Source organism: Streptomyces sp. DSM 42067, assembly GCF_055792885.1.
Window position 1 is genome coordinate 4,609,188 of sequence record NZ_CM147706.1, and the last position, 25,872, is coordinate 4,635,059.

At 70.0% G+C, this 25,872-nt stretch carries 27 protein-coding genes, 1 tRNA gene and 1 pseudogene; 18 read left to right on the forward strand and 11 right to left on the reverse strand.

Translation table 11 applies throughout. The annotated features are described in order from the left end of the window. Window positions 1–242: 242 nt before the first annotated feature. The gene (locus tag ACSMXV_RS21155) at window positions 243–1,091 is read left to right on the forward strand and encodes a CAP domain-containing protein (RefSeq protein ID WP_473172907.1); all 849 of its coding nucleotides are present in this window, start codon (window positions 243–245) and stop codon (window positions 1,089–1,091) included. A gap of 129 nt (window positions 1,092–1,220) precedes the next feature. Beyond that, on the forward strand, window positions 1,221–2,192 hold the full coding sequence (locus tag ACSMXV_RS21160; RefSeq protein WP_473172908.1) for a class I SAM-dependent methyltransferase: 972 nt from the start codon (window positions 1,221–1,223) through the stop codon (window positions 2,190–2,192). A gap of 80 nt (window positions 2,193–2,272) precedes the next feature. Here ACSMXV_RS21160 and ACSMXV_RS21165 read toward each other — a convergent pair whose 3' ends face one another. The 6 genes and pseudogenes from ACSMXV_RS21165 to ACSMXV_RS21190 form a co-directional block, all read right to left on the reverse strand. After that, entirely contained in the window at window positions 2,273–3,160 is an 888-nt protein-coding gene (locus ACSMXV_RS21165) for an Fpg/Nei family DNA glycosylase (protein WP_473172909.1), read from the reverse strand. Between the two features lie 89 nt (window positions 3,161–3,249). Beyond that, window positions 3,250–4,298 (reverse strand): annotated as a pseudogene (locus ACSMXV_RS21170) (beta-galactosidase); the annotation flags it as partial. Between the two features lie 126 nt (window positions 4,299–4,424). Next, entirely contained in the window at window positions 4,425–5,789 is a 1,365-nt protein-coding gene (locus tag ACSMXV_RS21175) for a glycoside hydrolase family 36 protein (RefSeq protein ID WP_473172910.1), read from the reverse strand. A 26-nt stretch (window positions 5,790–5,815) separates the two neighbouring features. Beyond that, window positions 5,816–6,703 (reverse strand): carbohydrate ABC transporter permease, encoded by an 888-nt coding sequence (locus ACSMXV_RS21180; RefSeq protein ID WP_473172911.1) that lies wholly within the window; start codon window positions 6,701–6,703, stop codon window positions 5,816–5,818. Next, window positions 6,700–7,677 (reverse strand): carbohydrate ABC transporter permease, encoded by a 978-nt coding sequence (locus ACSMXV_RS21185; protein ID WP_473172912.1) that lies wholly within the window; start codon window positions 7,675–7,677, stop codon window positions 6,700–6,702. Before ACSMXV_RS21185 ends, ACSMXV_RS21180 begins: the two co-directional genes overlap by 4 nt. After that, window positions 7,674–8,984: an ABC transporter substrate-binding protein gene (locus ACSMXV_RS21190; protein ID WP_473172913.1), complete on the reverse strand. Its 1,311-nt coding sequence runs from the start codon at window positions 8,982–8,984 to the stop codon at window positions 7,674–7,676. The genes ACSMXV_RS21185 and ACSMXV_RS21190 overlap by 4 nt, the downstream gene beginning before the upstream one ends. 345 nt (window positions 8,985–9,329) lie before the next feature. Here ACSMXV_RS21190 and ACSMXV_RS21195 point away from each other — a divergent pair, with 345 nt between their 5' ends. Both ACSMXV_RS21195 and ACSMXV_RS21200 read left to right on the forward strand, forming a co-directional pair. Further along, window positions 9,330–11,864: a SpoIIE family protein phosphatase gene (locus tag ACSMXV_RS21195; RefSeq protein WP_473172914.1), complete on the forward strand. Its 2,535-nt coding sequence runs from the start codon at window positions 9,330–9,332 to the stop codon at window positions 11,862–11,864. 93 nt (window positions 11,865–11,957) lie between these two features. Then, window positions 11,958–12,548 carry an HhH-GPD-type base excision DNA repair protein gene (locus ACSMXV_RS21200; RefSeq protein WP_473172915.1) on the forward strand — a complete coding sequence of 197 codons (591 nt, stop codon included), beginning with the start codon at window positions 11,958–11,960 and terminating at the stop codon, window positions 12,546–12,548. Between the two features lie 49 nt (window positions 12,549–12,597). Here the strand turns inward: ACSMXV_RS21200 and ACSMXV_RS21205 are convergent, their stop codons facing one another. Both ACSMXV_RS21205 and ACSMXV_RS21210 read right to left on the reverse strand, forming a co-directional pair. Further along, window positions 12,598–12,750 carry a hypothetical protein gene (locus tag ACSMXV_RS21205; RefSeq protein WP_473172916.1) on the reverse strand — a complete coding sequence of 51 codons (153 nt, stop codon included), beginning with the start codon at window positions 12,748–12,750 and terminating at the stop codon, window positions 12,598–12,600. 227 nt (window positions 12,751–12,977) lie between these two features. Next, entirely contained in the window at window positions 12,978–13,325 is a 348-nt protein-coding gene (locus ACSMXV_RS21210; protein WP_473172917.1) for a hypothetical protein, read from the reverse strand. Window positions 13,326–13,946: 621 nt separating this feature from the next. Here ACSMXV_RS21210 and ACSMXV_RS21215 point away from each other — a divergent pair. Next, complete coding sequence (locus tag ACSMXV_RS21215) at window positions 13,947–14,243, forward strand: type II toxin-antitoxin system VapB family antitoxin (RefSeq protein WP_003999914.1); 297 nt, start codon at window positions 13,947–13,949, stop codon at window positions 14,241–14,243. 279 nt (window positions 14,244–14,522) lie between these two features. Continuing rightward, window positions 14,523–15,152 carry a LytR C-terminal domain-containing protein gene (locus tag ACSMXV_RS21220; protein ID WP_473172918.1) on the forward strand — a complete coding sequence of 210 codons (630 nt, stop codon included), beginning with the start codon at window positions 14,523–14,525 and terminating at the stop codon, window positions 15,150–15,152. 52 nt (window positions 15,153–15,204) lie between these two features. Here ACSMXV_RS21220 and upp read toward each other — a convergent pair whose 3' ends face one another. Beyond that, on the reverse strand, window positions 15,205–15,840 hold the full coding sequence (gene upp, locus ACSMXV_RS21225) for a uracil phosphoribosyltransferase (protein WP_181661036.1): 636 nt from the start codon (window positions 15,838–15,840) through the stop codon (window positions 15,205–15,207). Between the two features lie 155 nt (window positions 15,841–15,995). Here upp and ACSMXV_RS21230 point away from each other — a divergent pair, with 155 nt between their 5' ends. From ACSMXV_RS21230 to ACSMXV_RS21250, 5 genes are all read left to right on the forward strand, one after another. Next, entirely contained in the window at window positions 15,996–16,175 is a 180-nt protein-coding gene (locus ACSMXV_RS21230; RefSeq protein ID WP_473179015.1) for a hypothetical protein, read from the forward strand. 229 nt (window positions 16,176–16,404) lie between these two features. Then, window positions 16,405–16,944 carry a tRNA adenosine deaminase-associated protein gene (locus tag ACSMXV_RS21235; RefSeq protein WP_473172919.1) on the forward strand — a complete coding sequence of 180 codons (540 nt, stop codon included), beginning with the start codon at window positions 16,405–16,407 and terminating at the stop codon, window positions 16,942–16,944. 128 nt (window positions 16,945–17,072) lie between these two features. After that, complete coding sequence (gene tadA, locus ACSMXV_RS21240; RefSeq protein WP_473179016.1) at window positions 17,073–17,501, forward strand: tRNA adenosine(34) deaminase TadA; 429 nt, start codon at window positions 17,073–17,075, stop codon at window positions 17,499–17,501. 103 nt (window positions 17,502–17,604) lie between these two features. Continuing rightward, a tRNA-Ser gene (locus ACSMXV_RS21245) sits at window positions 17,605–17,689 on the forward strand. A 312-nt stretch (window positions 17,690–18,001) separates the two neighbouring features. Continuing rightward, a complete protein-coding gene (locus ACSMXV_RS21250; protein WP_473172920.1) occupies window positions 18,002–19,228 on the forward strand; it encodes a PP2C family protein-serine/threonine phosphatase in 1,227 nt (408 codons plus the stop codon). A gap of 280 nt (window positions 19,229–19,508) precedes the next feature. Here the strand turns inward: ACSMXV_RS21250 and ACSMXV_RS21255 are convergent, their stop codons facing one another. Continuing rightward, window positions 19,509–19,943, reverse strand: coding sequence for a hydrolase (locus ACSMXV_RS21255; RefSeq protein ID WP_473172921.1), 435 nt, complete (start codon window positions 19,941–19,943; stop codon window positions 19,509–19,511). A 592-nt stretch (window positions 19,944–20,535) separates the two neighbouring features. Here ACSMXV_RS21255 and ACSMXV_RS21260 point away from each other — a divergent pair. The 5 genes from ACSMXV_RS21260 (at window position 20,536) to ACSMXV_RS21280 (ending at window position 24,183) form a co-directional block, all read left to right on the forward strand. After that, complete coding sequence (locus tag ACSMXV_RS21260) at window positions 20,536–20,712, forward strand: hypothetical protein (RefSeq protein ID WP_181661038.1); 177 nt, start codon at window positions 20,536–20,538, stop codon at window positions 20,710–20,712. Window positions 20,713–20,725: 13 nt separating this feature from the next. Beyond that, the gene (locus tag ACSMXV_RS21265) at window positions 20,726–21,019 is read left to right on the forward strand and encodes a Dabb family protein (protein WP_473172922.1); all 294 of its coding nucleotides are present in this window, start codon (window positions 20,726–20,728) and stop codon (window positions 21,017–21,019) included. Between the two features lie 189 nt (window positions 21,020–21,208). Next, window positions 21,209–22,096 carry an RNA polymerase sigma factor SigF gene (locus ACSMXV_RS21270; RefSeq protein ID WP_473172923.1) on the forward strand — a complete coding sequence of 296 codons (888 nt, stop codon included), beginning with the start codon at window positions 21,209–21,211 and terminating at the stop codon, window positions 22,094–22,096. Between the two features lie 275 nt (window positions 22,097–22,371). Further along, a complete protein-coding gene (locus ACSMXV_RS21275; protein ID WP_473172924.1) occupies window positions 22,372–23,223 on the forward strand; it encodes an RNA polymerase sigma factor SigF in 852 nt (283 codons plus the stop codon). Window positions 23,224–23,337: 114 nt separating this feature from the next. Continuing rightward, a complete protein-coding gene (locus tag ACSMXV_RS21280; RefSeq protein ID WP_473172925.1) occupies window positions 23,338–24,183 on the forward strand; it encodes a hypothetical protein in 846 nt (281 codons plus the stop codon). Window positions 24,184–24,263: 80 nt separating this feature from the next. Here the strand turns inward: ACSMXV_RS21280 and ACSMXV_RS21285 are convergent, their stop codons facing one another. Beyond that, window positions 24,264–24,473 carry a hypothetical protein gene (locus tag ACSMXV_RS21285; protein ID WP_473172926.1) on the reverse strand — a complete coding sequence of 70 codons (210 nt, stop codon included), beginning with the start codon at window positions 24,471–24,473 and terminating at the stop codon, window positions 24,264–24,266. A gap of 269 nt (window positions 24,474–24,742) precedes the next feature. On the opposite strand from ACSMXV_RS21285, the gene ACSMXV_RS21290 reads away from it, so the two are divergent. Both ACSMXV_RS21290 and ACSMXV_RS21295 read left to right on the forward strand, forming a co-directional pair. Further along, complete coding sequence (locus ACSMXV_RS21290; RefSeq protein ID WP_473172927.1) at window positions 24,743–25,027, forward strand: hypothetical protein; 285 nt, start codon at window positions 24,743–24,745, stop codon at window positions 25,025–25,027. Window positions 25,028–25,337: 310 nt separating this feature from the next. Further along, window positions 25,338–25,829, forward strand: a complete 492-nt coding sequence (locus ACSMXV_RS21295) for a MarR family winged helix-turn-helix transcriptional regulator (RefSeq protein WP_473172928.1) — start codon at window positions 25,338–25,340, stop codon at window positions 25,827–25,829. Window positions 25,830–25,872: the final 43 nt, after the last annotated feature.

The window sequence follows — 25,872 nt, forward strand, 5'->3', positions numbered from 1 at the left end:
GGCTTTCTGACGGACCGCCAGAATTCCGGGAAGCGTCCGCATCTCCGGCCAGCACGCCCGTACGCCCATGGCAAGCGCCGTCAAAGGCTACGAAGCCAGGTAGTACGAGAGCCCTTTGCCCTGTATTGGCAGCGGTCCTAAGAATGACGACTCCGCAGTACGTCTCCGCAGTTCAGGAGCGGAGTCTGCGCAGAGCACCAGCCGCACAAGGGGCGCTTTGCGATTACCGAGTGAGGTCACCCATGGGGAAGCACCGCAAGAAGAACTACTACCGGCGGATAACCGTCGCTGCCGTCGCGATCGGCGCCGTGGGGGTGCCGTCCGTCGCCATGGCCTGTACCGAATGGCCGGACGGACGCGACGGTCAGTTCCACAGCGCCGAGAAGACCGCGTCCCTCCAGCAGCGTGGGTCGGAGGCCGACTGGCAGCGCTGGGCCCGCAACTGGGACCGTGAGAACACTTCGACGGAGTCGAAGACCCGCACCGCGCCTCCCAGCACAGCGAAGCCCTCTGCCCCGAAGACCTCTGTCCCGAAGACCTCCGCACCGAAGTCTCCGGCCACGACGTCTCCGAGCACTCCGAAGACGACCGCGCCGAAGCCCGAGACCACCTCGTCTCCCGGTACGCCGAGCACGGCCGGTACTCCGAAGACCACGGAGCCCACCTCCGCGACGCCCGCGTCTCCGAGCACCCCGACCGCGCCCGCCTCGGCCTCCGGGTCCGTCGCTCGCATCGTGGAACTCGTCAACAACGAGCGCAGCAAGGCCGGATGCTCCCCCGTGACCCTGAACGCGACCCTTTCCAAGGCCGCTCAGGCTCACAGCGAGGACATGGCCGAACACCAGAACATGTCGCACACCGGCTCCGACGGGTCCTCCCCCGGCGACCGGATCACGCGTGCCGGCTACAGCTTCAGCACGTACGGCGAGAACGTCGCCTACGGATACGCCTCTCCCGAGCAGGTCATGGCGGGCTGGATGTCCAGCCCCGGCCACAAGGCCAACATCCTCAACTGCTCGTTCAAGGAGATCGGCGTCGGTCTCGCCCAGCCCAACGACTACTGGACCCAGGACTTCGGTACGGCCCGGTAGACAGCAGGAGGGGACGGCTCTCGGCGTACGCACAGTGATACGCCGAGAGCCGTACGTGTTCGGGCGGTCACAGAACACTCACAGGGATGACCTCTTGGCGTCGCCTTCCGCCCCCTAGCGTGGCTCCCCATGACGGCATCCTCCGCGTCCCCGCCCGTACAGCGCCCACGCAGCCTCCACGAGGTGAAGGGCTGGTTCCCGAGCCTGGACCAAGTGCTCTTCGACCGCTTCCTCTCCCGCCAGGAGCGGCTCGGGGAGCGCGGAGACCTGCTGGAGATGGGCGTCTACATGGGCAAGAGCGCCATCTTCACCGGCGGCTGTCTGCGGCCCGGTGAGCGCTTCACGGTCTGCGATCTCTTCGACGCCGAGGACGCGCCGGACAGCGACAACGCGGCGGAGGCACGGAAGTCGTACGCGACGCTGACCCGTGCCGCCTTCGAGCAGAACTACCTGGCCTTCCACGACAAGCTGCCCGATGTCGTACAGGGCCCCACGTCGCTGGTCCCCGGGGTGGTGGAGGCCGACACCTGCAGGTTCGTGCACGTCGACGCGTCGCATCTGTACGAGCACGTGGCGATGGACATCGGCACCGCTCGCAGTGTCCTGCTGCCGACCGGTGTGGTCGTCCTGGACGACTTCCGCTCCGAGCACACGCCGGGCGTGGCCGCGGCCACCTGGGAGGCGGTCTTCAACAGCGGGCTGCGGCCCATCTGCCTCACCACACAGAAGTTCTACGGCACATGGGGCGACCCGGAACCGTTCCTGGAGGACCTGCTCGGGGACAGGAAGTGGCGCACGGACATCAAGATGAGCCGGCAGCAGATAGCCGGGCAGCACGTCCTGCGCTTCTCGGGCCGCCCGCCGCACCCGGCCGCTCCCAGGTCCCGCTACGCGAACGAGCCCCTGGACGGCGAGGAGGCCGCCACTCCGGCCGCCGGTCCCGGGAGGATCCCCGGCCCTCGATCCTCCGCATCCGTGGCCGCCGCGTCTCCGGCCACCACGCCCCGGCGGTCCGCGCCCGTCCGCCGGATCGCGGCCGACATCCTCCCGCCGGTCGTCACGCGCGCCATCCGCCGTCGGCGGCGGCTTCGTCGGTCGTAAGAAGTCGGTCGCAAGAAGCCCGTCGTTAGAAGTCCGTCGTAAGGACTGGACGCGCAGGGACGTAAGGCGCGCAGGCAGGGTCAGGCGGCATCCGGCTGGCACCGCGGGCACCAGACCGTGCCGCGCCCCCCGATGCGGTCCCGGCGCAGTGGCTCACCGCATCGCGGGCAGGCGGCATCGCTGTCGTCACGGTGGCCCGTGAGCCAGGACCTGCGGGGCGGTACGCAGCCGGCGCTGATGGAGGACCGCAGGGTGCGGCGCATGTCCTTGTACAGCCGGCCGCGCTGGGCGTCGGTGAGGGCGGCGGCCGGGATCGCGGGGTGCAGCCCCGCGCGCCACAGGATCTCGTCGGCCAGCAGATTGCCGAGACCGGCCAGTACCGACTGATCGGTGAGCACGGCTTTGACGCGGCCGCGCCGCCCGGAGAGCACGGTGTCGAACGCGTCGCGGTCCACCGCCATCGCGTCGGGCCCCTGCCGGTCCAGGACCCGCGCCACGCCGGTGTCGTCGGCCAGCCACAGTCCCTGGAGTTTGCGCTGGTCTCGGTAGCGGAGCTGGCGGTCGCCGCCCACGCCGTCGCGGTCCGCGCCGTCACGGTCCGCGCCGTCACGGTCCGCGCCGTCGCGGCCCACGGTGAAGAGCACCCGGTCATGAGGATGCGGCGCGTCGTCGGGGTCACAGCAGACCAGCTGCCCGGTCATGCCGAAGTGCAGCATGACGGTGGGCCCTCCCCCAAGCTCTCGGCTTCGCTCGGGCAGGGGGGACCCCCAGTCGGTGCGGGCGAGCAGCCATTTTCCGTGCCGCTCGGGCTCGGCGAACCTCCGGCCTTCCAGCTCGCGGCGCAGCTTCCGCGCGCTGACCCCGTGCAGGACGCCCGGGTCGCGCACGTCGACCCGCTCGATCCGCCTCCCCTTCGCGCAGGAGGCGAGAACCTCCCGGAACGCCTCGACATCCGGCAGCTCAGGCATGCCGTCCACCGCCATCCGCGCACTCGGCCGGCCGGACCCCGCGATCCCCGCGAGATCCACTGCGGCCGAGTACCCCCAGGCGCCCAGGTTCAGGAGTGCGGCTCCCGTACGACGGCGATGTCTCCGGGCGGGACGGTGACCGCTCCGGCGGTCGGCTTGCCGGTCAGCAGCTCGGTGGCGTCGGGCGCGACCGGGACATCCGCGCCGTCACCGGCGTGGTCGATCAGGAAGAGGTAGTCGGCGTCCGTGCCGCGCCGCCGGACCGCCTCGACGCCGGGCGGGACGGCCGTACGAAGGACCGGCTGGACCCCCGCCTCGTCGCGGATGCGGTCGAGGAGGGCGGCGAGCGTGGCCGGGTCCGGGCGCGTGGCCACGTACCAGGCCGTACCCGCCCCGTGTGCATGCCGCGTCGGGACCCCGGCCAGCTGCCCCTCCGCGTACGACGCCACCGCCTCCGCACCCGCGAGCCGCAGCCGCTCCGACCACAGGGTGCAGCCGGCGCCGTCCGGCACGTCCCCGGTCAGGCCCAGTGACTCGCCCGGCAGCAGCGGGAAGAGTTCGTCGGTCCGTACGCCGAGTGCGTCCCGGAAGGCCCCGGGATAACCGCCCAGCCGCACATGGCAGTTCTCGTCGACCGCGCCGCTGTGGAACCCGACGGCGAGGGTGCCGCCGCGCTCGGCGAAGCCGGTGAGGTTGGCGGCGCCCGCGTCATCGACCAGGTACAGGCTCGGGGCCAGGACCAGGCGGTATCGGGAGAGATCGGCGTCGGGGCGTACGAAGTCCACGGCGACGCCCGCCCGCCACAGCGGCTCGTACCAGTCCCGTACGAGGTCCTGGAAGCGGAGCTCGCCGCTGGGCTGCGACGGGAGCTCCAGCGCCCAGCGGGCTCCCAGTCCCAGACGATCGCGACCTCCGCCGTGCCCGTGCTGCCGCGCACCTCGGCCAGGGCCTTCAGATCGGCGCCGAGCCGGACCACGTCCCGCCAGATCTGGCTGTCCGTCCCGGCGTGCGGCAGCATCGCCGAGTGCCACTGCTCGGCGCCCGCCTTGGCGGCCCGCCACTGGAAGTACGCGATGCCGTCAGCGCCGCGCGCGACATGGGCGAGGGCGTTGCGGCGCAGCTCGCCCGGCACCGACGCTGACCATGGTCACGCCCGCCTCGCGCATCAGGCGCATGTCCTCGGCCCAGACCTCCTCGGGCCACTGCCCGGGGTTGCAGTCACCGCCGTACGCGATGCCGGGGACGGAGAGAGTGCGCTGGGCGGTCACCGGGAGGCTCCCTCTACGGCAAGGCGGGACGTCGACGTGGTGAGCAGGCGGCGGGTGGTGGCCAGACCCCAGTCGTCCAGGGACAGCAGCCGGTCGCTGCTGGCCATGAGGCCGCCGGTGGCCTCCACGTGCGCGGCCCAGCGCGCCCGTGTCTCCACGGCGGGGCGGGTCATCAGGCAGTCCGGGTCGTTGACCCAGAAGCGGCCGTGCTGCCACTGGCGGCCCACGCCGGTGAACTCGGCTGCCTCCTGGCCGGGTTGGCTGAAGTCTCCGCTCTCGGGATCGCGGTACGGGGCCGTGTCCGGGCTGACGCGCATGGCGTCGAAGAGCCCGATGGACGGCAGGATCGGCGCACCGCAGCCGAGCAGGTAGGCATCGGGGCCGATGGCCTGCCGTATCAGCATGATGCCCTCGCGGTAGGCGGTGAGGGCGTCGGCGCCGGAGTGGCGGGCGCCGTCCATGGCCCCGGCGTAGAGGAAGTCGACCTTGAAGTAGTCGTAGCCCTCGGCGCGCAGGGTCGCGAAGACGTCGACGAGGTACCCGGCCGCGTGCGGGTGGGTGGTGTCCAGGACGTGGAGGTCGTGGCCCCAGTTGCGCCCGGCGTGCAGCGGTGTGGTGCCGTCGGCGGCCCGTACCAGCCAGTCCGGGTGCTCGGCGGCGAGCTCGCTGTCGGGGGCGACCAGGAACGGGGCGGTCCAGATGCCGGCCCGGCGGCCGCTCTCCCGGATGGTGTCGGCGAGCCCGGCGCGGGACCGGAAGCGGCCGGAGAGGGTGAGCCAGTCACCGAGGGCGCTCTGGTAACCGTCGTCGATCTGGACGACGTCGACGGGCAGGCCGAGGGTGTCCATGGCGCCGAGGTTCTCGTGGATGTCGTCCTCGGTGACGGCGGTGAAGTACTCGTACCAGGAGCACCACACGGTCGGGGCCGGGCGGGGAGCCGGCAGCCCGAGGGCCTGAACGACACCGTCCGCCCAGGCGGCGAGGGCGGCCTGGACGCCACCGGGGCCCTCGTGGCTGTGCTCGGTGACCGGCCCGTCGGCGCTGACCTCGGCACGGCCGTCACGGATCCGGAGCCGGATCGACGGTGCGGATCGCAGCGGATCGGCGGCCGCCCACAGCCGGACCGGCGAGCCGTCACCCGGGTCGAGCGCCAGCAGCCCTTCGCTCTGGAAGGTGCCGGCCGGAACGGTGACCCCGGGCCGGTAGCAGACGGTCGCCCAGTTGTCGTTGGTCGGGCGGTACGGCGCCGCGTCGACAGCGTAGGCGCCGCTGGGGCTCCAGGACTGCCAGCCCTCCTCGTGGACGCGGGCGTGGGCCGGGTCCACGGGGACGGAGGCGAGCGGCGTGAAGGGGTGGTGCACGGGTGTCTCTTTCAAGAAAGGGGCCGTCAGCCCTTGTTGGCGCCCAGCGTCAGCCCACTGACGAACTGCCGCTGCAGCACGAAGTACACGATCAGCGTGGGGATCGCGGTGAGCAGGGCGCCGGCGGCGACCAGGTTGGGGTCGGTGAAGTACGTCCCGGAGAGGTTGTTCAGCGCCGAGGTGATCGGCATGTTCTCACCGGTCGAGATCAGGACGAGGGCCCAGAAGAAGTCGTTGTAGATCCAGATGGACAGCAACGTCGCCAGGGCCGCCATCGCCGGGCGGCACAGCGGCAGCACGATCTGCCAGTACTGACGCCACACCGAGGCGCCGTCCACCAGCGCGGCCTCGGTCAGCTCGTGCGGCAGCGTGCGCATGTAGTTGCTCAGCACGAAGGCGCAGAAGCCCGACTGGAACGCGACGTGGATCAGCACCAGGCCCAGGGCGGAGTCGTAGAGCTTGCCGCTCATCGTGATGCCGGGCAGGTCGATGAGCAGGTACAGCCGGTACAGCGGGGTGATGATGACCTGCTGCGGCAGCAGGTTGCCCGCTGTGAAGACCAGCAGCAGCGCCAGGTTGAGGCGGAAGTCGAAGCGGCTCACGTAGAAGGCGACCATCGACGACAGGAACAGCGTCAACAGCACCGCCGGCACGGCGATGATCATCGTGTTGACGAAGTAGTGCGTCATGTCCGACTGCGTGAACGCGTTCGTGAAGTTGTCGAAGTTCAGCGTGTCGGGCCAGGAGACATAGCCCTTCTCGCTGGTCTCCGCGTACGGCCGCATCGCCGAGTAGACCGCCCACAGCAGCGGCGCCAGCCACGCCAGCGCGGCGCCGGCGAGGAAGACGTGCAGCAGGATCCGGGCGGGGCGGACGGGGGTGCGCTTCTTGAGCGTCAGGGTGCCGGTGCTCATGCGCGCCGCTCCTTCCGGAAGGTGGCCACCAGGTAGGGAATGATCACGACGAGCGAGATCAGCAGCAGGACGACCGCTATCGCGGAGCCGTACCCGATGCGGCTGGACTCGCCGATGATGTTGTTGGTGACCAGGATCGAGAGCAGCTCGGTGCCCTCGGCGCCCTTGTTGAAGACGAAGACCAGGTCGAAGCAGCGCAGGGCCTCGATGATGGTGACGACCAGGACGACGGTGTTGGTGGGGCGCAGCGTCGGGAAGACGACGTTCTTGAACGTCTGCCACTCGTTGGCCCCGTCGAGGGCGGAGGCCTCCCGCAGTGCGGGGTCGACGCCCTTCAGGCCGGCCAGGTACAGGATCATCATGTAGCCGGTGTGGCGCCACGACGCGGCGACGAGGATCGCCCAGAGGTTGAGGTCCGGGTCGCCGATCCAGTCGATGTACTTGCCGGGCTCGTTGGCCCCGATGATGCTGTTGATCAGGCCGGTGTCAGGGTTGTAGATCAGCTGCCAGACGAAGCCGATGACGGCCATCGACAGCACGACGGGCAGGAAGAACGCGGTCTGGTAGACCCTGCTGAAGCGGATCTTCTTGTCCAGCTGCACGGCCAGGAACAGGCCGAGCGGGGTCGGGATCACGATCAGGACGACGAACCAGATGACGTTGTGCTCGACGGCCGGCCAGAACTGCGGGTTGTTGGTGAACAGTTCCTTGAAGTTCTCGAATCCGACCCACTTGATCGAGTCGAAGCCGATGCCGTCCCAGGTGGTGAAGGCCAGCGCGATCGAGGCGAGGGCCGTCACCCACACGAGGGCGATGTGCAGGATGGTCGGCAGGCCCGCCATCAGACCGAGGGTGAGCCGGTCGCGGCGGGTCAGCAGGCGGCGGTGCCCGTGGGGCACCTTCGTGGCGGGGGCAGCGCCCGGAGACGGCACGGCGGCCGCCTCCGGGATCTCCTTGGTGGTTTCCGTGGTCATGAGGACGCGAAGATCGTCTTCTTCTGGCGCTCGATCGAGGACAGCAGGCTGTCGACGCCCTTGGGGTCACGGACGAACTTCTGCAGCGCGGGCTGCATCACCGTGGAGGTGAAGTCCGGCCGGCTGTCACGGTCCATGAACTGAGTCAGGGACTTGGCACCGGAGATCATGTCGTACGCCTTCTGCTGCAGGGCGGTGTACGACGACGTGTCGGCCTTGGTGGAGGCGTGGACCACGCTCGGGTCGGACTTGAGGTAGATGTCCTCGGCGTCCGAAGTGCCCAGGTACTCCAGGAGCTTGACCGCCTCGGCCTTGTTCTTCGGGCTCTTGCTCATCATGAAGCCGTCGGTCGGCGCCTCGACGGTGTCCTGCCCGTACGCCGGGTCGATCTCCGGGAAGGCGAAGAAGTCGAGGTCCTCGAGGGCGGCCTTGTCGGTGAACTGCTGTGCCACGAAGGTGCCGAGGAGGTACATGCCGGCCTTCTTCGAGGCCAGCGTCTGGGCCGCGTCCTGCCAGGTGCGGCCGACGGCGCCCTCCTGGTGGTAGGGGAGGATCTCGGCCCACAGGTCGAAGGCCTTGCGCACCTTGGCGTCGGTCCAGGAGGCCTTGCCCGCCATCAGCTCGACGTGGAAGTCGTAGCCGTTCTGGCGGAAGTTGATCTGGTCGAAGGTGCCGAGCGCGGGCCAGGCGTCCTTGTCGCCGAAGGCGATCGGGACGAGGCCGTCCTTCTTCATCTGCTTGCACAGGGCGACGAAGTCGTCCCACTTGGTGGGGACTTCGTAGCCGTTCTCCTTGAAGACGCTCTTCCGGTAGAAGATCGCCCACGGGTACGAGTACAGCGGCACGAAGTAGTACTTGCCGTCCTCGCCCTTGCTGAGCTTGTGCATCGCCTCGGGGAAGTTGCCCCCGATGGTCTTCCACACGTCGTCGATCGGGGTGGCGAGGCCCTTGGCCGCGAAGAACTGCATCCGGTACCCGGCGAACCAGGTGAACACGTCGTCCGGCGTGCCCTGGAGGTAGGAGTTGATCTGCTCCTGGAAGGTGTTGGAGTCCTTGGTGTTCACGTCGACCGTGACGCCGGACTTCTTCTTGTAGGCCGCGTAGATGTCGGCGAACGCCTTCTTCGGCACCGGGTCCGACGCCTTGGAGCCGAGGGTGACGGTCTTCGGGTCGGCGGCCGCACCGCTGCCGCCGCAGGCGCTGAGCAGGGGTATGCCGGCGCCGAGAGCGGCGGCGCCACCTATGCCGCGCAGCAGCGTGCGACGGCTCGGGCCCGGGACGGAGAGACCGGAGGGTGAGATGTGCATGACGGCTCCTGAGGGCAGGGTCAGCCAGGGACCTGTGTCGAAGGAGAGGCAGAGAGCAAAATCGACCAGAAATCAACCTGACCGAACATCGTGGGGGTTATAACAGCCGGATGTCCTGTCATGCGTCAAGGGGGCCTTGTCCGTCTTTCTCGAAACGTGATGGACACCCTCCGTGTGCGCTTCTGTAATGGTTCAGGGACGTCTCAGCGGATGCCGGGGAGGAGACCGGGAACTCCGGACGGCCACCGGCCATCGCCCGACATCCGCGGGCCCGCATGCCCGGCTCAGAGCGCCCCGAACGGCCTAAACTACGAAAAAGCCGTTTTGTGGCCGATTGAGGGCAGCATGGGCTCCAGCGGTACGGAACGCAGGGCGCAGCCGACCGGTGCCGAGGGCGTCGGCGGGACATCGGGACGTGATGACGCCCTGGTCGCGGCCGTCATCAAGGCCGCCGAGGTGACCGGGGCGCATGCGGCAAGCGCCTTCCTGGTCGCGCGCGACCAGAGGTCGCTCGTGCTCACCGCGGCAGCGGGCACACCGCCCTCGCTGATCGGCGGCTGGCACCGGGTCCCCGTGAACAGCGGCCTCCCCGTGGCGGAGGCTTACCGCTCCGGGCGGACGGTCCATCTGGCCGACGCCGACGAAACCGTACGGCGGTTCCCCCAGTTCGCCGTGGCCATGCCGTACCCCTTCGGCTCGGCTTCCGTACCGGTGAAGTCGGGCCGGCGGGTCTTCGGGGCCATGTCCGTGGTGTGGGCCTCCCGGCCCGGCGGAGAGGGCCTGTCGCACACGCAGCGACGGCAGCTGCGCGCCGTGGCCGACCGTCTCGGCGCAGCGCTCGCCGCGCTGGACGCACACGGCGCGCTCGACGGGCCGGACGCCGCGACCATCCCGCTGGTGGTCCCGGTGAATTCCGGCCCGGCGGTCCGGGTGGGCCTGTTCGACTGGGACCTCGACACCGGGGCCGTCACGGCGGACGACGAGATGTGCGCGATCTTCGGCATCGCCCCTCATGAGTTCGACGGGCGGGCGGCCACGCTGGAGGCCAGGCTCGACCCCGTGGACGTCCGCGGCTTCCGCTCCGCCGCCCGCGTCGCGATCGAGGAGGGCCGCGTCCTCGCCCAGTACCTGCGCATGAGGGACGGCGAGGCTCACCGGACCGTCGAGGTGTGGGGACACGCGGCCGACGTGCCCGAGGACCGGCGGGCCGAGACTCGCCCCCCGCCCCGCCTGGTCGGCGCCGTCCTCGACACCGGAACCGGTCTGGCCGCGGTCGCCGCCATCGAACGGCTCGCGGACGGCTTCTTCGCCCTCGCCCCGGACGGGCGCGTCACCTACGCCAACCGCGGACTCGAACGGCTGCTGCGGATCGGCCAGGACGAACTGCTCGGCCATCGCCCCTGGGACGTACTGCCCTGGCTGTCCGACCCCGTCTACGAGGACCGTTACCGGGCCGCCCTCATCACCCAGAAGCCGGTCTCGTTCCTGGTCCGCCGCCCGCCCGACCACTGGCTCGTGTTCTCCTTCCACCCGGGCACGCAGGGCATGACCGGGTGGGCCGCGCCGGCCACGGGCAAGCCGGGAGCGGAGCGGCTCGCCGAAGAGGGCGCGACCGTCGTGGAAGGCGCGACCGTCACGTCCTCCGCGCCAATGGCCGCCCCCCGCCTGGGTTCGCTCTACCGCGTGCTCCACATGGGCAGCGCGCTGACCGAGGCGGTCACCGCCCGCGAGGTGTGCAGTGCCGTCGCCGAACAGCTGCTCCCGGCGTTCGGCGGCCAGAAGCTGGCGGTCTTCGAGGTGGACGAACGGCGCCTGCACCTGCTCTGGCAGGGCGGCTACCCGGAGGGTTTCCTCGACCAGTTCGAAGGCACACCGCTGGAGTCGTGCCAGCCCGCGACGGACTCACTCACCTCCGGCACTCCCCGGTTCATCGAGGACCGGCAGGAACTCCTCAAGAACTATCCCGGCTTCAACACCAAGGCGATCGACTCCAGCGCCTGGGCGTTCCTGCCGCTCATCGCCTCCAGCCGTCCTGTGGGCGTCTGCATCCTCGGCTTCAACGACGCCCACCGGTTTCCCAGCGAGGAGCGCGGCGTCCTCACCGCGATGGGCGGGCTGATCGCACAGGCACTGGAACGCGCCCGGCTCTACGACGCCGAGTCCGCCATCGCCCGCGGCCTGCAGGACGCCCTGCTGCCGCACCGGCTGCCCCGGCTGCCGGACATGCACGTCACCGGCCGCTACCTCCCCGGCACCCGCGGCATGGACATCGGCGGCGACTGGTACGACGCCATCCCCGCCGGTGACGGTGTCGCCCTGATCGTCGGGGACGTCGAGGGCCACAACGTCGCCGCGGCCGCGCTCATGGGCCAGCTGCGCAGCGCCGTACGGGCCTTCGCCACCGCCGGACACCGGCCCCGCGACGTGGTCGCCAGTACCAACCGGCTGCTCCTCGGCCTCGACTCCGGGCTCCTCGCCAGCTGCTGCTACGTCCTGTTCCACCCCCGTACCGGGCTCGCACGCCTGGTCCGCGCGGGCCACTGCCCACCCCTCCTACGAGAGGCAGACGGCCGGACCCGGGCCCTGGACCTGCCGTGCGGCCCGATACTCGGCGTGGAGGAAGCGCCCGACTACCCGGAGTCGGAGCTGCACCTGTCACCCGGCTCGGTCCTTGCCCTCTACACGGACGGGCTGATCGAGAGACGCGGTTCGGACCTCGGTACCGGCATCGAAGCGCTGCGATCCTCGCTGGCCCACGCGCACGCCTCATCCCTGGAGGAACTGGCCGACCGTCTGCTGATCGACGCCCGCCACACTCCGCACCGCCTGGACGACATCGCGCTCCTGCTGACCGAGTACGTCCCTGCGCGCGCGCCCTGATCCGCCGCGGTGCGCTGCTGCAGCACGATCCCGCCGCGTCACCCCGTACGGACGCGTGCTGCGCCGCGTACGCGGGCGCGCAATCATCGGGACATGGATGTCACCCTTCACCTCGCCCAGCAGCCCGAAGCGGACGAGCTGCTCGGCCGCAGTCCGCTGGCAGCACTCGTCGGGATGCTGCTGGACCAGCAGATCCCCATGGAGTGGGCGTTCGCCGGGCCGTACACGATCGCCCAGCGCCTGGGAGCCGACGACCTCGACGCGCACGAGATCGCGGCGTACGAACCCGAGGCCTTCGCCGCGCTCCTCTCCGCCAAGCCGGCCGTGCACCGCTACCCGGGTTCGATGGCCAAGCGCATCCAGCAGCTGTGCCAGTACCTCGTGGAGCACTACGACGGGGAGGCGAGCGCCGTCTGGGACGGCGTCGACAGCGGCAGGGAACTCCTCCGGCGCCTGAACGACCTGCCCGGCTTCGGCAAGCAGAAGGCCCAGATCTTCCTCGCCCTGCTGGGCAAGCAGCTCGGCGTACGCCCTGAGGGCTGGCAGGAGGCCGCGGGTCCGTACGGCGAGGCCAAGTCGTATCGCTCGGTGGCCGACATCACGGGCCCGGAATCCCTGGCGAAGGTCCGCGCGCACAAACAGGAGATGAAGGCCGCGGCGAAGGCGGCAAAGACAGCGAAGTGACCGACGGCCCGGAACCGCAGGCGGTTCCGGGCCGTCGTCGTGTGCCGCGTCAGCCGCGGTCACGTTCGTCGGGCTGCTGCTCCCTGGGGTGCTCGGGATCGGCCTTGTGTTCAGGGTCGGCCGGCCGTGGCTCGGCGTGTGAGTGGCGCAGGGCCTCGGCGCGTACAAGTGCGTGCAGAGCCGCGTAGGGATCGTGGGCCATGACTGTGCTGTCCTTCTGCTCGTGTGTCTTGTGTGTGGGCGGTACTCGCAGACGGGGGTGCACGCATGCGTGATTGCGCGAACGCGTGAATGGGCGAATCCGTGAATGCGCGAATCCGTGGTTGTCGCATGCCTGACTGCTCGCGTACCTGGTTGCTCGTGTGCGTGATCGCTCGCGCGTTCTCTGCCGGCGGGTGCGAGGCGGGGGTCTGGTGACCGGGCCGCCGCTCAGCAGCGCAGCACGATGCAGCGCAAGGAGAGCGCGGAGGGGACGTACGACGCTGCGGGGGCAGGACGCGGCCACAGCCGGGCACGGACCGCCCCGGCCCGGGTCACGGAGGGGGCGTCCGGCAGATGGGTGGGGTGCCGGGTGGGCAGTCGGAGGGTCGACTCCGGCGAGTCGTGGGTGGACTCGCCGGCCTCGCCGACGACGGCCACTAGAGGGAGCGGGGCGTCGGCCCCGGCGGGATCGGTCAGCGTGACGGACGTACCGACGAGCAGCGCCAGAAGCACGATCACCCTGGCCCAGACGCATGGACGCATACGGCGTCGGGCGCGGGAGCGGGTGGTGCTCATAGGAGGTCATGTCCCCGGGTACGGCGACGACGCACCGGACGGGGCCCAAGATCCCCCCGCATGGCGTACGGCGATGGGGCCAGGAGTGTGCCCCCAGCCGCGGCGGCCCTTCCACTCCCGTGGCGGCCCTTCCACTCCCGCGGCGGCCCATCCACTCCCGCGGCGGCCCATCCACTCCCGCGGCGGCCCATCCACTCCCGCGGCGGCCCATCCACTCCCGCGGCGGCCCTTCCACTCCCGTGGCGGCCCATCCGCTCCCGTGGCGGCCCATCCGCTCCCGTGGCGGCGGGCCCGCGACACCGTCGGCCTCATCGGAAGCACCGGTTCCGGGGGCCCGCCGCACCGTCGGCCTCATCGGACGCACCCGTTCCGGGCGAGCACCGGCGCTCCGTCCGGCCGGACTCCGCCGCTCCCTCCACGCGGGCTCCGCCGCCGCGCAGCACCCCCTCACCGGTAGGACCCGGTCAACGCGCGTGGACGCGATCGGCGCGCCGCGGCTCGCGTCAGCCGGGCTTCCCGGCTGGGGCGTTACCGATTTGCGGGCATTACGCCGTAATTTTCCACCGCCGCACTCCGCCTGCGAGGCTGCGCCCGGAGAGCCTCGCCCGGTAGGCTTTCCGTGTGATCTTCAAGCGCATCGGAAACGGCCGGCCGTACCCCGACCACGGCCGGGAAAGCACCCGGCAGTGGGCGGACGTCGCGCCGCGCCCGGTCCGCCTCGATCAGCTCGTGACGACCAAGGGCCAACTGGACCTCGAGACGCTGCTTGCCGAGGACTCGACCTTCTACGGCGACCTCTTCGCGCACGTCGTGAAGTGGCAGGGCGACCTCTACCTCGAGGACGGCCTGCACCGCGCCGTCCGGGCCGCGCTCCAGCAGCGTCAGGTGCTGCACGCCCGCGTCCTCGAGCTGGACTGATACCCCGGCGCCCGCGCCCCGCCCCGGGGAGGGCCGACACCCGCGCCTGGGCACGGCCGCCTCGCACGGCCGGCTGTGCACGGCCGCCTCCTACGGCCGGTTGCTCGCCCCGCCACATGGATCGCGACCGCATGGATCACGCGTCCGTGTGGATCACGGACCGCATGGATCGCGCGGCCGCATGGATCACGCGACCGCATTGACCCTTTCGGGTTGCACCGGGCGCGAGTCAATGATCATTTAGTAGGAATCACGGCCGAGCCGCACTACTCTGCGCTCATGAGCATGCTCACTCCCCCCGGCATGGGTGGCCAGTACCGGATCAAGGGGGACAAATATCCGCGTATGCGCCGGAACAACCGGCGACGCAGGATCGTGCTCGCGGTCGTCGCCTCAGCCGCCGCGGTCGCCCTGATCGGCTGGGGAACGCTGCAGCTCATCGATGTCTTCTCGGGCGGCGGCAAGGCCAACGCCGCGGGCCCGGCACGGCAGTGCAAGCCCACGACGACCCCGTCGTCGGAGAAGTCGAAGCCCGTGCCGAAACCGGCTCAGATCACGGTCAACGTCTTCAACGCCACGCCCCGTAGCGGCCTCGCCAAGAAGACGGCCGACGAACTCAAGGCGCGCGGCTTCACCATCGGCAAGGTGGGCAACGCGACGAAGAAGTACGACAAGAAGGTCGATGGCCCGGGGGTGCTGCTCGGCCCGCAGTCCGCTGCCGACACCGCCCTTCCGGTACTCGCCACCCAACTGGCGGGGGCCGAGCGGCAGACCGATACCCGCAAGAGCGACGACGTCGACCTCATCATCGGTACGGCCTTCAAGGAGCTGACGAAGAAGCAGGACGCCGAGCGCGCCCTGGCCGCACTCGGCAGTCCGTCCCCGGCGCCCACTGCCTCGTGCACCTGAGCCGCCGCCTCCCAGACTCCGTCCGGGGGTGCTCCTACGGCTCGGCCGCCGGCTACTCGGCCGCCCCGTACATCCGGTCCCCCGCGTCGCCCAGCCCGGGCACGATGTAGCCCTGCTCGTTGAGGCGCTCGTCGACCGATGCGGTCACGACTGTCACCGGCGTGCCCGCGAGGTCGCGTTCCATGACCTCGACACCCTCGGGCGCGGCAAGCAGCACCACGGCCGTCACATCGTCGGCCCCGCGCTTGATCAACTCCTGGATCGCCGCGACGAGCGTGCCACCGGTGGCCAGCATCGGGTCCAGGACGTACACCTGCCGCCCTGACAGGTCCTCCGGCATCCGGGTGGCGTACGTCGACGCCTGCAGCGTCTCCTCGTCCCGGATCATCCCGAGGAAGCCGACCTCGGCCGTCGGCAGCAGCCGCACCATGCCGTCGAGCATGCCCAGGCCCGCCCGCAGGATCGGCACGACCAGCGGCCGCGGATGGGACAGCTTGACGCCGGTGGTCCTCGCCACCGGCGTCGTGATGTCGACCTGCTCCGTGCGCACGTCCCGCGTGGCCTCGTACGCGAGCAGGGTGACCAGCTCGTCGGCGAGGCGCCGGAAGGTCGGGGAGTCGGTGCGCTGGTCGCGCAGAGTGGTGAGCTTGTGGGCGACCAGGGGGTGGTCGACGACGTGGAGACGCATGACCACAACACTAACGGGGCAGGGACGCCGCCCGCTCCGGCATCGACCGCCCGACCGCCCGCTCCGGCGTCCACCGGCCCGGCCGCCCGCCTGCTCTGGCATCAAACGGGCCGACGGAGGGAAAGTGGGAAGGACGGACTGGGGTGGTGGGGACGATGCCGGACCGGGAGCAGAACGCGGAACAGCGGGAGAGCGACGCCGACCGCAGGAGGCGCCGCGCGCAGTTCCTTCGTGATCTCCGCGAGGCGCGGGAGCTGCGGGACCGTGTCCAGCCGCGCCGCGCCCGGGCCGCACGGATGCGCCAGGCGATGCGCATGCGTACGTTCCGCTGGTAGCCGCACCGCCACGGTCGGCGTATCGCCTGGCCCAGTGGGACCGGTGCCAGTGCCCCCCAAAGGCCCATCGAGTGACAACAAGGCGGGACACAGCGGGCGGAAGACCTCTCCTGAACGCCGGGTTTCTGCCACGATTCCGATTGGGCGGGGCTTGAACTGCACTCCCCGCCCTCAACCTCCGCCGGGGGGACCCCCAACCGGCACGCCTAGGACCAGTGGGAGAGTCACGGTGTACTTCGCCGCACTGCTCGCGCGCACCGAAGACGGGTGGGAAGCGAGCGACACAGAGCTCGACGATGTGGAGACCCTGTCGGATCTGACCGATCTGGCCCGTGACGCCTCGGTCGACGAGGACACGGTGCTTGTACTCATCGAGCAGGAGGACGCGTGGTTCGGCGTCGTCCGCGTGGACGGCGAGGAGGACCCGCGTATCTACGTGTCGGACGCGGCAGCCGCCGCCCGCAGCTCGTACGGCGAGATCCTGCTCACCGACGAACTGCTCGGCCGGGACCCCGACGCCGAGGACGACCTGGACGCCCTCGACCTCGACGGCACCGAGGACGGCGAGCCCGAGGCCGACGAGGCCGAGGATGAGGACGAGCCCGTGGAAGCCGCCGATTCCATGCCCTCGGGCCCCATCGGGGACACGGAGATCCTGGCCGACCTCGGCGTCGACGAGAAGGAACTGCTCGCCCTGGACGGCGGCGACGCCCTCGGCGAGATCGCCGACGTCCTCGGGGCCTCCGAGGTGCTGGAGACCGTCCGCTAGGCCCTGTCGTCACACTCCCGCCGTCCGCCCGGAGGGCGGGCACCGAGTAGGTTCCGCGGGTGAGCACAGCGAAGGACCAGTCGAAGGATCAGCAGCCCGATCCGGTACGCGACCGCTGGCGGGCGGCGATGCGGCTCGCCCTGGACGAGGCCGCACTGGCCGTCCGGGGCGGTGACGTCCCCGTCGGCGCCGTCGTGCTGTCGGCGGACGGGGCGCTGCTCGCGACCGGGCACAACGAACGCGAGGCGACGGGCGATCCGACGGCGCACGCCGAGATCCTGGCGATCCGGCGCGCCGCGGCCAAACTCGGCCAGTGGCGGCTGACGGACTGCACGCTCGTCGTGACGCTGGAGCCCTGCACGATGTGCGCAGGCGCGATCGTGCAGTCCCGCGTGGACCGCGTGGTCTACGGCACCCGCGACGAGAAGGCGGGCGCGGCGGGCTCTCTGTGGGACGTCGTACGCGACCGGCGGCTCAACCACCGGCCGGAGGTGATCGGCGGCGTACTCGAGGACGCGTGCGCGCGCCTGCTGACGGACTTCTTCCGCGAACGCTGACGCAAGCCCGAACGCTGCCGCCCGACGACCGGAACGGATGCCGGCCGCAGTCCCCGGGAAACGGATTTCGGACCACGGCCAACCTTGGGCTAGGATCTCCCTCGGTAGCGTGTCCGAGCGGCCGAAGGAGCTCGCCTCGAAAGCGAGTGTGGCGCAAGTCACCGAGGGTTCAAATCCCTCCGCTACCGCTGGTAGACGAAGGGCCCGGTCCGATGGACCGGGCCCTTCGTGATGTCGCCAGAACCGTAACGCCGCTTGGAACAGCTCCTCGGACCCGAGCCGAATCATGAAGTACGCCCGGCTGACGACCGATGCAGGGCCCCCAATCCCCGAGCTCTGGCGCACCGATGCTGTCCTGGTCGCCCTCAAGCGCTCGACCTGCGGACGGTGTGAGCCGACATGCCGCGCCCGGCGTAATGAGCCGCTCGGGCGAGCTTCCCAGGTCACGTTGTGCGGAGGCGGTGACCGGGTGGGGGCAGGAAGGAGTGGTGAACCGGGCCATGCAGGAGATCCCGGAGGACCGGTCAGAGGGCTTCGGTGAGCGGCTGCTCGGCTTGCTGCTGGACAGGGCGCGGCATTTGCCGCCGCAGCTGATCGCCCCGCTGGTCGCGGAGGAGGTGGGCAGGGTCGGAGGTCGTGACGTCTCCATCCTGCTCCAGGACTACGCGCAGGAGCTGCTGGTGCCGCTTCCGGGCAGGAAGCTGCACGTCAGCCAGCCCGAGCCGGTGATCGACTCCCCCGCCGGCCAGGCCTTCCTGCGCGGGGAGGTCGTCGAGGTGCCGCGGGCTCGCGGCGGCGTCCGGATGTACCTGCCGCTGCTGGACGGCAGCGACCAGGTGGGCGTGATGGCCCTCACCCTGGACGCCGTCGGCGAGGACGACCGGCGGCTGCTGAGCCGCCTCTCCGGGCTGGTCGCCGACCTGCTGGTCACCAAGAACGCCTACACCGACCAGTTCTTCCAGGCCCGGCGCCGGGAGCCGATGAGCGTGTCCGCGGAGATCCAGTGGACGCTGCTGCCGCCGCTGTCGATGTCCGTGCCGCAGGTCGACGTGGCCGGCATCCTGGAGCCCGCCTACCGCGTCGCCGGCGACAGCTTCGACTACGCCCTCAACGACAACATCCTGCACGCGGCCCTGATCGACGCGATGGGCCACGGCCTGGACGCCGCCACGATGGCGACCGTGGCCATCGGCGCCTACCGGCATGCCCGGCGCGTGTTCGTCAGCCTGGCCGAGAAGTACGCGTTCATGGACGATGCCGTCTCCCGGCAGTTCGGCCCCGACCACTTCGCCACGGCGCAGCTGATGCACGTGAACATCTCCACCGGTGAGATGGAGCTGGTCAACGCGGGCCACCCCGCGCCGCTGCTGATCCGCGACGGCCGGGTCGTGCGGCAGTTGGAGAGCGCGACGACGCTGCCCGTCGGCTTCGGCGGCGAGGAGCCCCGGATCAGAGAGCACACGCTCCAGCGAGGCGACCGGGTGCTGTGCTACACGGACGGCATCATCGAGGAGCACGTCGCCGGCGGGGAGCCGTTCGGCGAGGAACGCCTCATCCGCTGCGTCAACCGCCTGGGGGAGGAGCCGTCAGAGGGGGTGCGGGCAGATCTGCGCAGGCTCTCCCACACGCTGAAGAGCGAACGGGGCGGGCACACCAGCGACGACGCCACCCTTTTCATGATCGAGTGGCGCGGGGGCGCCGCCGACCACCTCGCGGTCCTCGACTGAGCGCCCCAACGTCAACCGAGTCCGCACCACTTCCTCTCCCCGGCCCTCCCGGTGCCCTCGGACACCACGCCGGCGTAGAGACCGCGGTTACTCAGAACCGGGAATCAGAAACAGCGTCGGAACAACTCCGACTTGGTGCCACTTGCGAAAACGATGAAGGGGCGGCCCGCTGCGGGCCGCCCCTTCATTACCTCACCCGGTCGGCGTGAGGACTCCGGCGAGTCCGCCGTCATCGTCGTCGGACCCGTCTCCGTCCGGGTTACGGACTGCCAGGTTCGTCTCATCGGAGTTTGATGTGCCCGGTCACCCGCTTGGTGCCAACAAGGACTCGGTAACGCTCCCGTGCCGCGAAGTCGGCCAGGCCCCACACGATCGGGTGGCCAACCTCCGCGCACAGGTGGAGGACTGCGTCGTCGCCGGCCCAAACCCCGACGTGGGCACCGTAGGCATTGTCAGAGGCATTGAAGAGCAGCAGATCGAGCGGCTGGGGGACCGATACACGGACGGTGGCCTCTGCGTCGTCCCACAGTTCGCTGGAACGCAAGGCTGGTGGGGTCACGCCGAAGTGCCTGAGCACCTCATAAGCGAACAGTTGGCAGTTGCCCCCGGCCGTGAGGCCGGGCTGGTTGGCCACGGTGGCCGCTCCCGGGAAACGGGAACCGGCGTATGGGACGGTCCAGAAGTCGGCCGGAAGCCGGGGCAGGAACGTTTCCATATCGCCATGATGGGCCCCAGCCGGGCCGGCCGCTAAGGAAGATCCGACCAAACCATTCTCGGTGAGAATGGTCAAACCTCGGCGAGAGAGGACAAACAGCCGCCCCACACTCCGGTCATGACGAGGAGGCGCAGGGCCCGTCGCAGGACGGGGCCCTTCGTGCTTCCCGCCGGCCCCCCACATCCAGACGGCAGAAACCCCCGGCGCCGCGAAGACGCCGGGGGTGCCCGTCCCATCGGGGCGGGGGAAGCGGCACAGGGGGACCAGCCGCTCCCCCCGACGAGGTCAGGCCCGCATGTCCACGCCACGGTCCGGGGGAGGTCCTGCGGCGCGGACCCCGCAGCGGGGCCCGTCCCTGCCGGCGGACTCCTGCCAGATCCGCCGGGCTCCCCTCCATCCTGCGCGTCCGGCCGCCCGGAGCGGCCAGGCAAACGACCCGGACTGCCGGGCAAAGGCCCCGGACTGCCGGGCCGTTGGTCCCTGTTCGCCGGTCCGGGCGCCCCCCTGCAGCACCTCGTCTGTCACACGGTCGGGTTACACTCACCGCCGGCCGCAGCGGTCGTACGAACAGGCAGGCAGGGGAGGCCAGAGCGTGGTGCAGACGAAAAAGATCGGTCTCTACGTCGCGGTCGTCTTCGTGCTCTATGTGGTCATTACGGACCCCGCCAAGGCCGCCGACTACGTCCAGATAGGGTTCGAGGGGATTTCGAGCGCCGCCCAGGCCATCGGCGACTTCATGACGTGGATCGCCAACGGCGGTAACAGCTGACGAAGGAGCGCCCGTGATCCGCCATCTTGTCCTGTTCAAGCTGAACGACGGCGTCGAACGCGACGACCCGCGCGTCGTCGAGGGCGTGAAGGCCTTCAAGGCCCTCGGCGGACAGATCCCGGAGCTGAGGTTCTGGGAGTGCGACTGGAACATCACCGACCGCCCCATCGCATACGACTTCGCGATCAACTCGGCGGTCGACGACACCGACGCCCTTAAGCGCTATCTCGAGCACCCGGCCCACCAGGCGGGCGTCGCCCTGTGGCGGAAGTTCGCCACCTGGGTGATCGCCGACTACGAGTTCTGAGCAGAAGCCGCACGGCAGACCCCCTCTCCACGCCCCCTTCCAGTGAGGGATGACAGGCGTTTTCGCAGCCCAACTGGCCCTCAACACGGCGTTATGCGGTGCTTGCACACAGTGGACATGTCTTGTGATGCTATGACCGCTTTTGACGGACGTCTGGAACAACCTTGCGAACGCAGTGAAGGGGTGGCGTTGACCGTGTCGGCCAGTACCGCGCCTCAAGCCCCACCCCAGGACGCGCAGTCCCCACCGCCGGAGGATGCACCGGCACCGCCGGAGGCTGCGCCCGCACCGCCGGAGGGCGCACCGGAGAAACGCAGGGGCGCCGACACACGCGCCCTCACCCAGGTGCTCTTCGCCGAGCTCAAGGAGCTCGAACCCGGCACGTCCGAACACACCCGGGTACGCAGCGCGCTCATCGAGGCGAACCTGCCGCTGGTGCGGTACGCGGCGGCGCGCTTCCGCAGCCGCAACGAGCCGATGGAGGACGTCGTCCAGGTCGGCACGATCGGCCTGATCAACGCCATCGACCGGTTCGACCCGGACCGGGGCGTGCAGTTCCCGACGTTCGCGATGCCCACCGTCGTCGGCGAGATCAAGCGGTACTTCCGTGACAACGTTCGCACGGTGCATGTCCCGCGCCGGCTCCACGAGCTGTGGGTGCAGGTGAACAGCGCGGCCGAGGACCTCACGACGGCGTTCGGGCGCTCCCCGACCACCGCCGAGATCGCCGAACGGCTGCGGATCTCCGAGGACGAGGTCCTTGCCTGCATCGAGGCCGGCCGCTCGTACCACGCCACCTCACTGGAGGCGGCCCAGGAGGGCGACGGACTGCCGGGGCTGCTCGACCGGCTCGGCTACGAGGATCCGGCGCTCGACGGCGTCGAACACCGCGATCTCGTACGCCATCTGCTGGTCCAGCTGCCGGAGCGCGAGCAGCGGATCCTCCTGCTCCGCTACTACAGCAATCTGACGCAGTCCCAGATCAGCGCCGAACTAGGTGTCTCTCAGATGCATGTATCAAGGCTTCTCGCCCGAAGTTTCGCGCGTCTACGATCCGCAAATCGAATCGAGTCGTAACCTCCCCCGTCGACTTGAGGGCATGAAAGTACCCCCATCGAGTGGCGTGACCAGGGCACACTTTCCGACAGGAAAATCCTCGGCACCCCGCCGAACCCCTCTCTGCCTGCACTGATTCGCCCCCTACATGTCGACATGTCACTACAGCGTGTTGCCGACATGTGACATTCTGCTGGAACCGCGTTTGCCGGGGCTCAGCCTCCGGTATTCAGGTGGAGGCTGCGTTCCTCGACCGGATCGCCGGCCGCGACCATCAGCGACCTCAAGGGGGTGGCATGTCCGCAGACCAGGGCAGCTCGAAGGTGCTCACGCTCAGCAAGAGCGAGGCAGAGCCCGACGTGCTTCAGGACGTTCACAGCTCCGAAGCCATCGACACCCGCACCCTGTCCCGCTCCCTGTTCCTGCGGCTGGCCGCACTCGACGAGAACAGCCCGGAGCGGGCCTACGTCCGAGACACCCTCATCGAGCTGAACCTCCCGCTCGTGCGGTACGCGGCGGCGCGCTTCCGCAGCCGCAACGAGCCGATGGAGGACATCGTCCAGGTCGGCACGATCGGCCTGATCAAGGCCATCGACCGGTTCGACTGCGAGCGCGGCGTGGAGTTCCCGACGTTCGCGATGCCCACCGTCGTCGGCGAGATCAAGCGCTTCTTCCGCGACACCTCGTGGTCGGTCCGCGTGCCCCGCCGTCTGCAGGAGCTGCGGCTGGCGCTGACCAAGGCGAGCGACGAGCTCTCCCAGAAGCTCGACCGGTCCCCGACCGTCCCCGAACTCGCCGCCGTACTGGGCGTGTCCGAGGAGGACGTGGTCGACGGCCTGGCCGTCGGAAACGCGTACACGGCCTCCTCGCTCGACTCCCCGGCACCCGAGGACGACGGCGGAGAGGGCTCGCTCGCCGACCGCCTCGGCTACGAGGACAGCGCGCTGGAGGGCGTGGAGTACCGCGAATCGCTCAAGCCGCTGCTGGCCAAGCTGCCGCCGCGCGAGCGCCGCATCATCATGCTCCGCTTCTTCGCGAACATGACGCAGTCCCAGATCGGCGAGGAGGTCGGCATCTCCCAGATGCACGTCTCCCGCCTCCTGACCCGGACGCTGGCGCAGCTGCGGGACGGCCTGATCTCGGACTAGGCCTGAACGTCGCAGCGGACTGACATGAGCTCGGAGGGGACCCGGCGGTCCGCTCCGAGCTCATGTCCGTTCCGAGAGGTTCCTATTTGACGCACCGTCAGACACACTGACGCGATGCGAAACGCTTGGCAGTGTTTCACCGGGGGGCACACCCACGACCCGTGGCGCATCCGCCGAGGTGCCCTGGCCGGCGCCTCGGCGGCCGTCGTCTGCCTTGGTGGTCTGCTGGCCGCCTGCGCCGGCGGAGGCGGTGACGACGACGGTTACGTCACGGTCGGCGCGGCCGCCGCCACCCCTCAGGCGTCCCCCGGCAAGGGCGTGGCGCCGACGGGCGACGTGGAACTGGTGCCGCTCGACAGCGACGAGACCGGAAGCCCCTCGGGGGGCGGCAGGGAGCCTGGTACGTCCGAGGGCGACGACACCTCGGGCCAGGCGGACGGCTCGGCGACGGGTTCGGCGTCCTCGGCCGGCGGCACGGGGGGCTCCGGTACGTCCGGCAGCGCTGACGGCGGCTCGGGCGGGGACGACGCCGGCTCCGGCCGTACGGGCGGGAGTCCCTCCGGCGAGTCCCCTGCTGGCGCGAGCGGCGGCTCGACGGGCGGCAGCGGAGGATCCGGCACCCCGTCCGCCCCAGGCGCCTCCACGCCGTCCGGGCCCGCGGTCCTCGACATCGGCGACGTGGTGCGGGAACCCACGGACGACCGGTGGTGCGAGAAGGTGACGGTCCCCTTCCACAACTCCGGCGGCTCAGTGGTGGGTTCGGGCACGGTGACGTTCGGTACGCACATCATCGGCGCACTCGGCGTCGACTGGGCGACGATCGAGTCCACCGAGAAACTCCCGGCACCGATCGACGCCGGAGAGACGGAGAAGAAGACCTGGACGGTGTGCGTGGACGCCTGGCGAGTGCCGCTGGGCATGCACATCGAGACGCAGGACGTCTCCGTGGAGTGGAAGTAGGAGCCGCGGCCTCACAGCAGCAGGAGCCATGGCCTTACGGCAATAGGAGCCGCGGCCTCACGGCAGCAACAGCTGCAGCCTTACGACAGCGCGAGCCAGGCGACGGCCGCCACGATCGCCACGGCGACGACCACGCCGAGGATCAGGCCGATCCGCGGGCCTGCCGGAGCGGCCGCCTGCCGACCCGGCTGAGGGGCGCCGTCGTCGACGAAGGCGCGGAACATCTGCGTGCTGCCCGCGGGGTCGTGGTTGCCCTCGGGGCCCTGCGGGGCGTGGGGGTTGTGTGCCATGGGGCAGGACCCTAGCGAATACGTGCGAGCTGCCCAAGTGGCAGGTACGTGGCTGTCCGGCGACGCAGAGTGATGTCGCCACTCAGAGTGATGTTGCGAGACCTCGGAGACGGGCGGAGCCTGATGACATGGGAACGGACCCACGGGTGTCCGGACCCAGTCATCAGGTCCGCTCGGGGACACCGCGGAACGCGGCAACGCCCATCATGTGAGGACTCAATATGGCCAGAACTGTCCGGCGGCGCATAGGTCTCATAGGTGCATCGTGCTTGGCCTCGGTGCTCGCCCTATCTGCAGCGGCACCTGCCGCGAGCGCGGCACCCCAGATCTCGGCACCGACCGCATCCCCGGTCCAGGCGCAGCCTTCCTTCGTCAACGGCTGGTGCGGCCGCGACCCGTACGGGTGCCGGTTCGGCAACCTCGGCGCCTTCGGGAACAACTTGGGGTTCTTCAACAACGGCTTCAACGGCTTCAACGGCTACGGCGGGTACGGCGGCTACGGATGCGTCCCCCGCGTCGTCACTGTCGGCTACGTCACGGTGGTTACGTGCTGATGAGCCGGGGTCCGTGCGGTGGATCCGCATAAGGACGGGAGCGCAGGCTCACCCGTATGCATCAGGGAGGGTGCCCCTCAGCAGGGGCACCCTCCCTGATCTGTGCCCGCCGGTGGCCCTGTGCCCGCCGGTGGCCCCTTCCGCTACCCGGCGCAGGCCGGTGGCCCTTGCTGCCCCGGCGCTGACCAGGCCTTTTACCTTTCACCCAACGTCACTTTGCCATCTCTTTGATCCCGTACGCCCGTTTTAATTTGCCTGTAGCAACCAATCGATCCTATGGTTGCCCTAAGCAACAAACGGGAGAGGTGTGATGGCCACGCAGCGGCAGTACGAAGAGCTCGCCCGGCGACTCAGCGCCATCGGAGCCATCAAGCGCGGCCTCGGACGCATGCTCCCGCACGACTGTCCGGGGGGCTCCGCCGCCGTTCTTCTCATACTCGACCGCGACGGCGAGATGCGGATGAGCCGATTGGCGGAGCTGCTCGCCGTCGATATGTCGGTGACCAGCCGGCATGTCGCCCATGTCGCGGACCGGGGCTGGATCGACAGGTCCCCCGACCCCGCGGACAAGCGCTCACGAATTCTGAAGCTCACGCCCGCCGGCCAAAACAAGCTGGCCGAGCTCAACCAGAGCGCCGTGCAGGCGCTCGCTCACTACTTGGCGGACTGGTCCGACGACGAGGTGGACCAGCTCAACGCCCTGCTCGCGCGTCTGCGCGACAGCTTCGGCGACTGCCGCGCCGCGCCGCGGCTCAGCTACGCCACAGATTCCACGGAAATGACCACCCGTACACCCGCGTGACAAGCCCGCGCAGAAGTAAGAAAAGGAAGTCCATGGCAACATC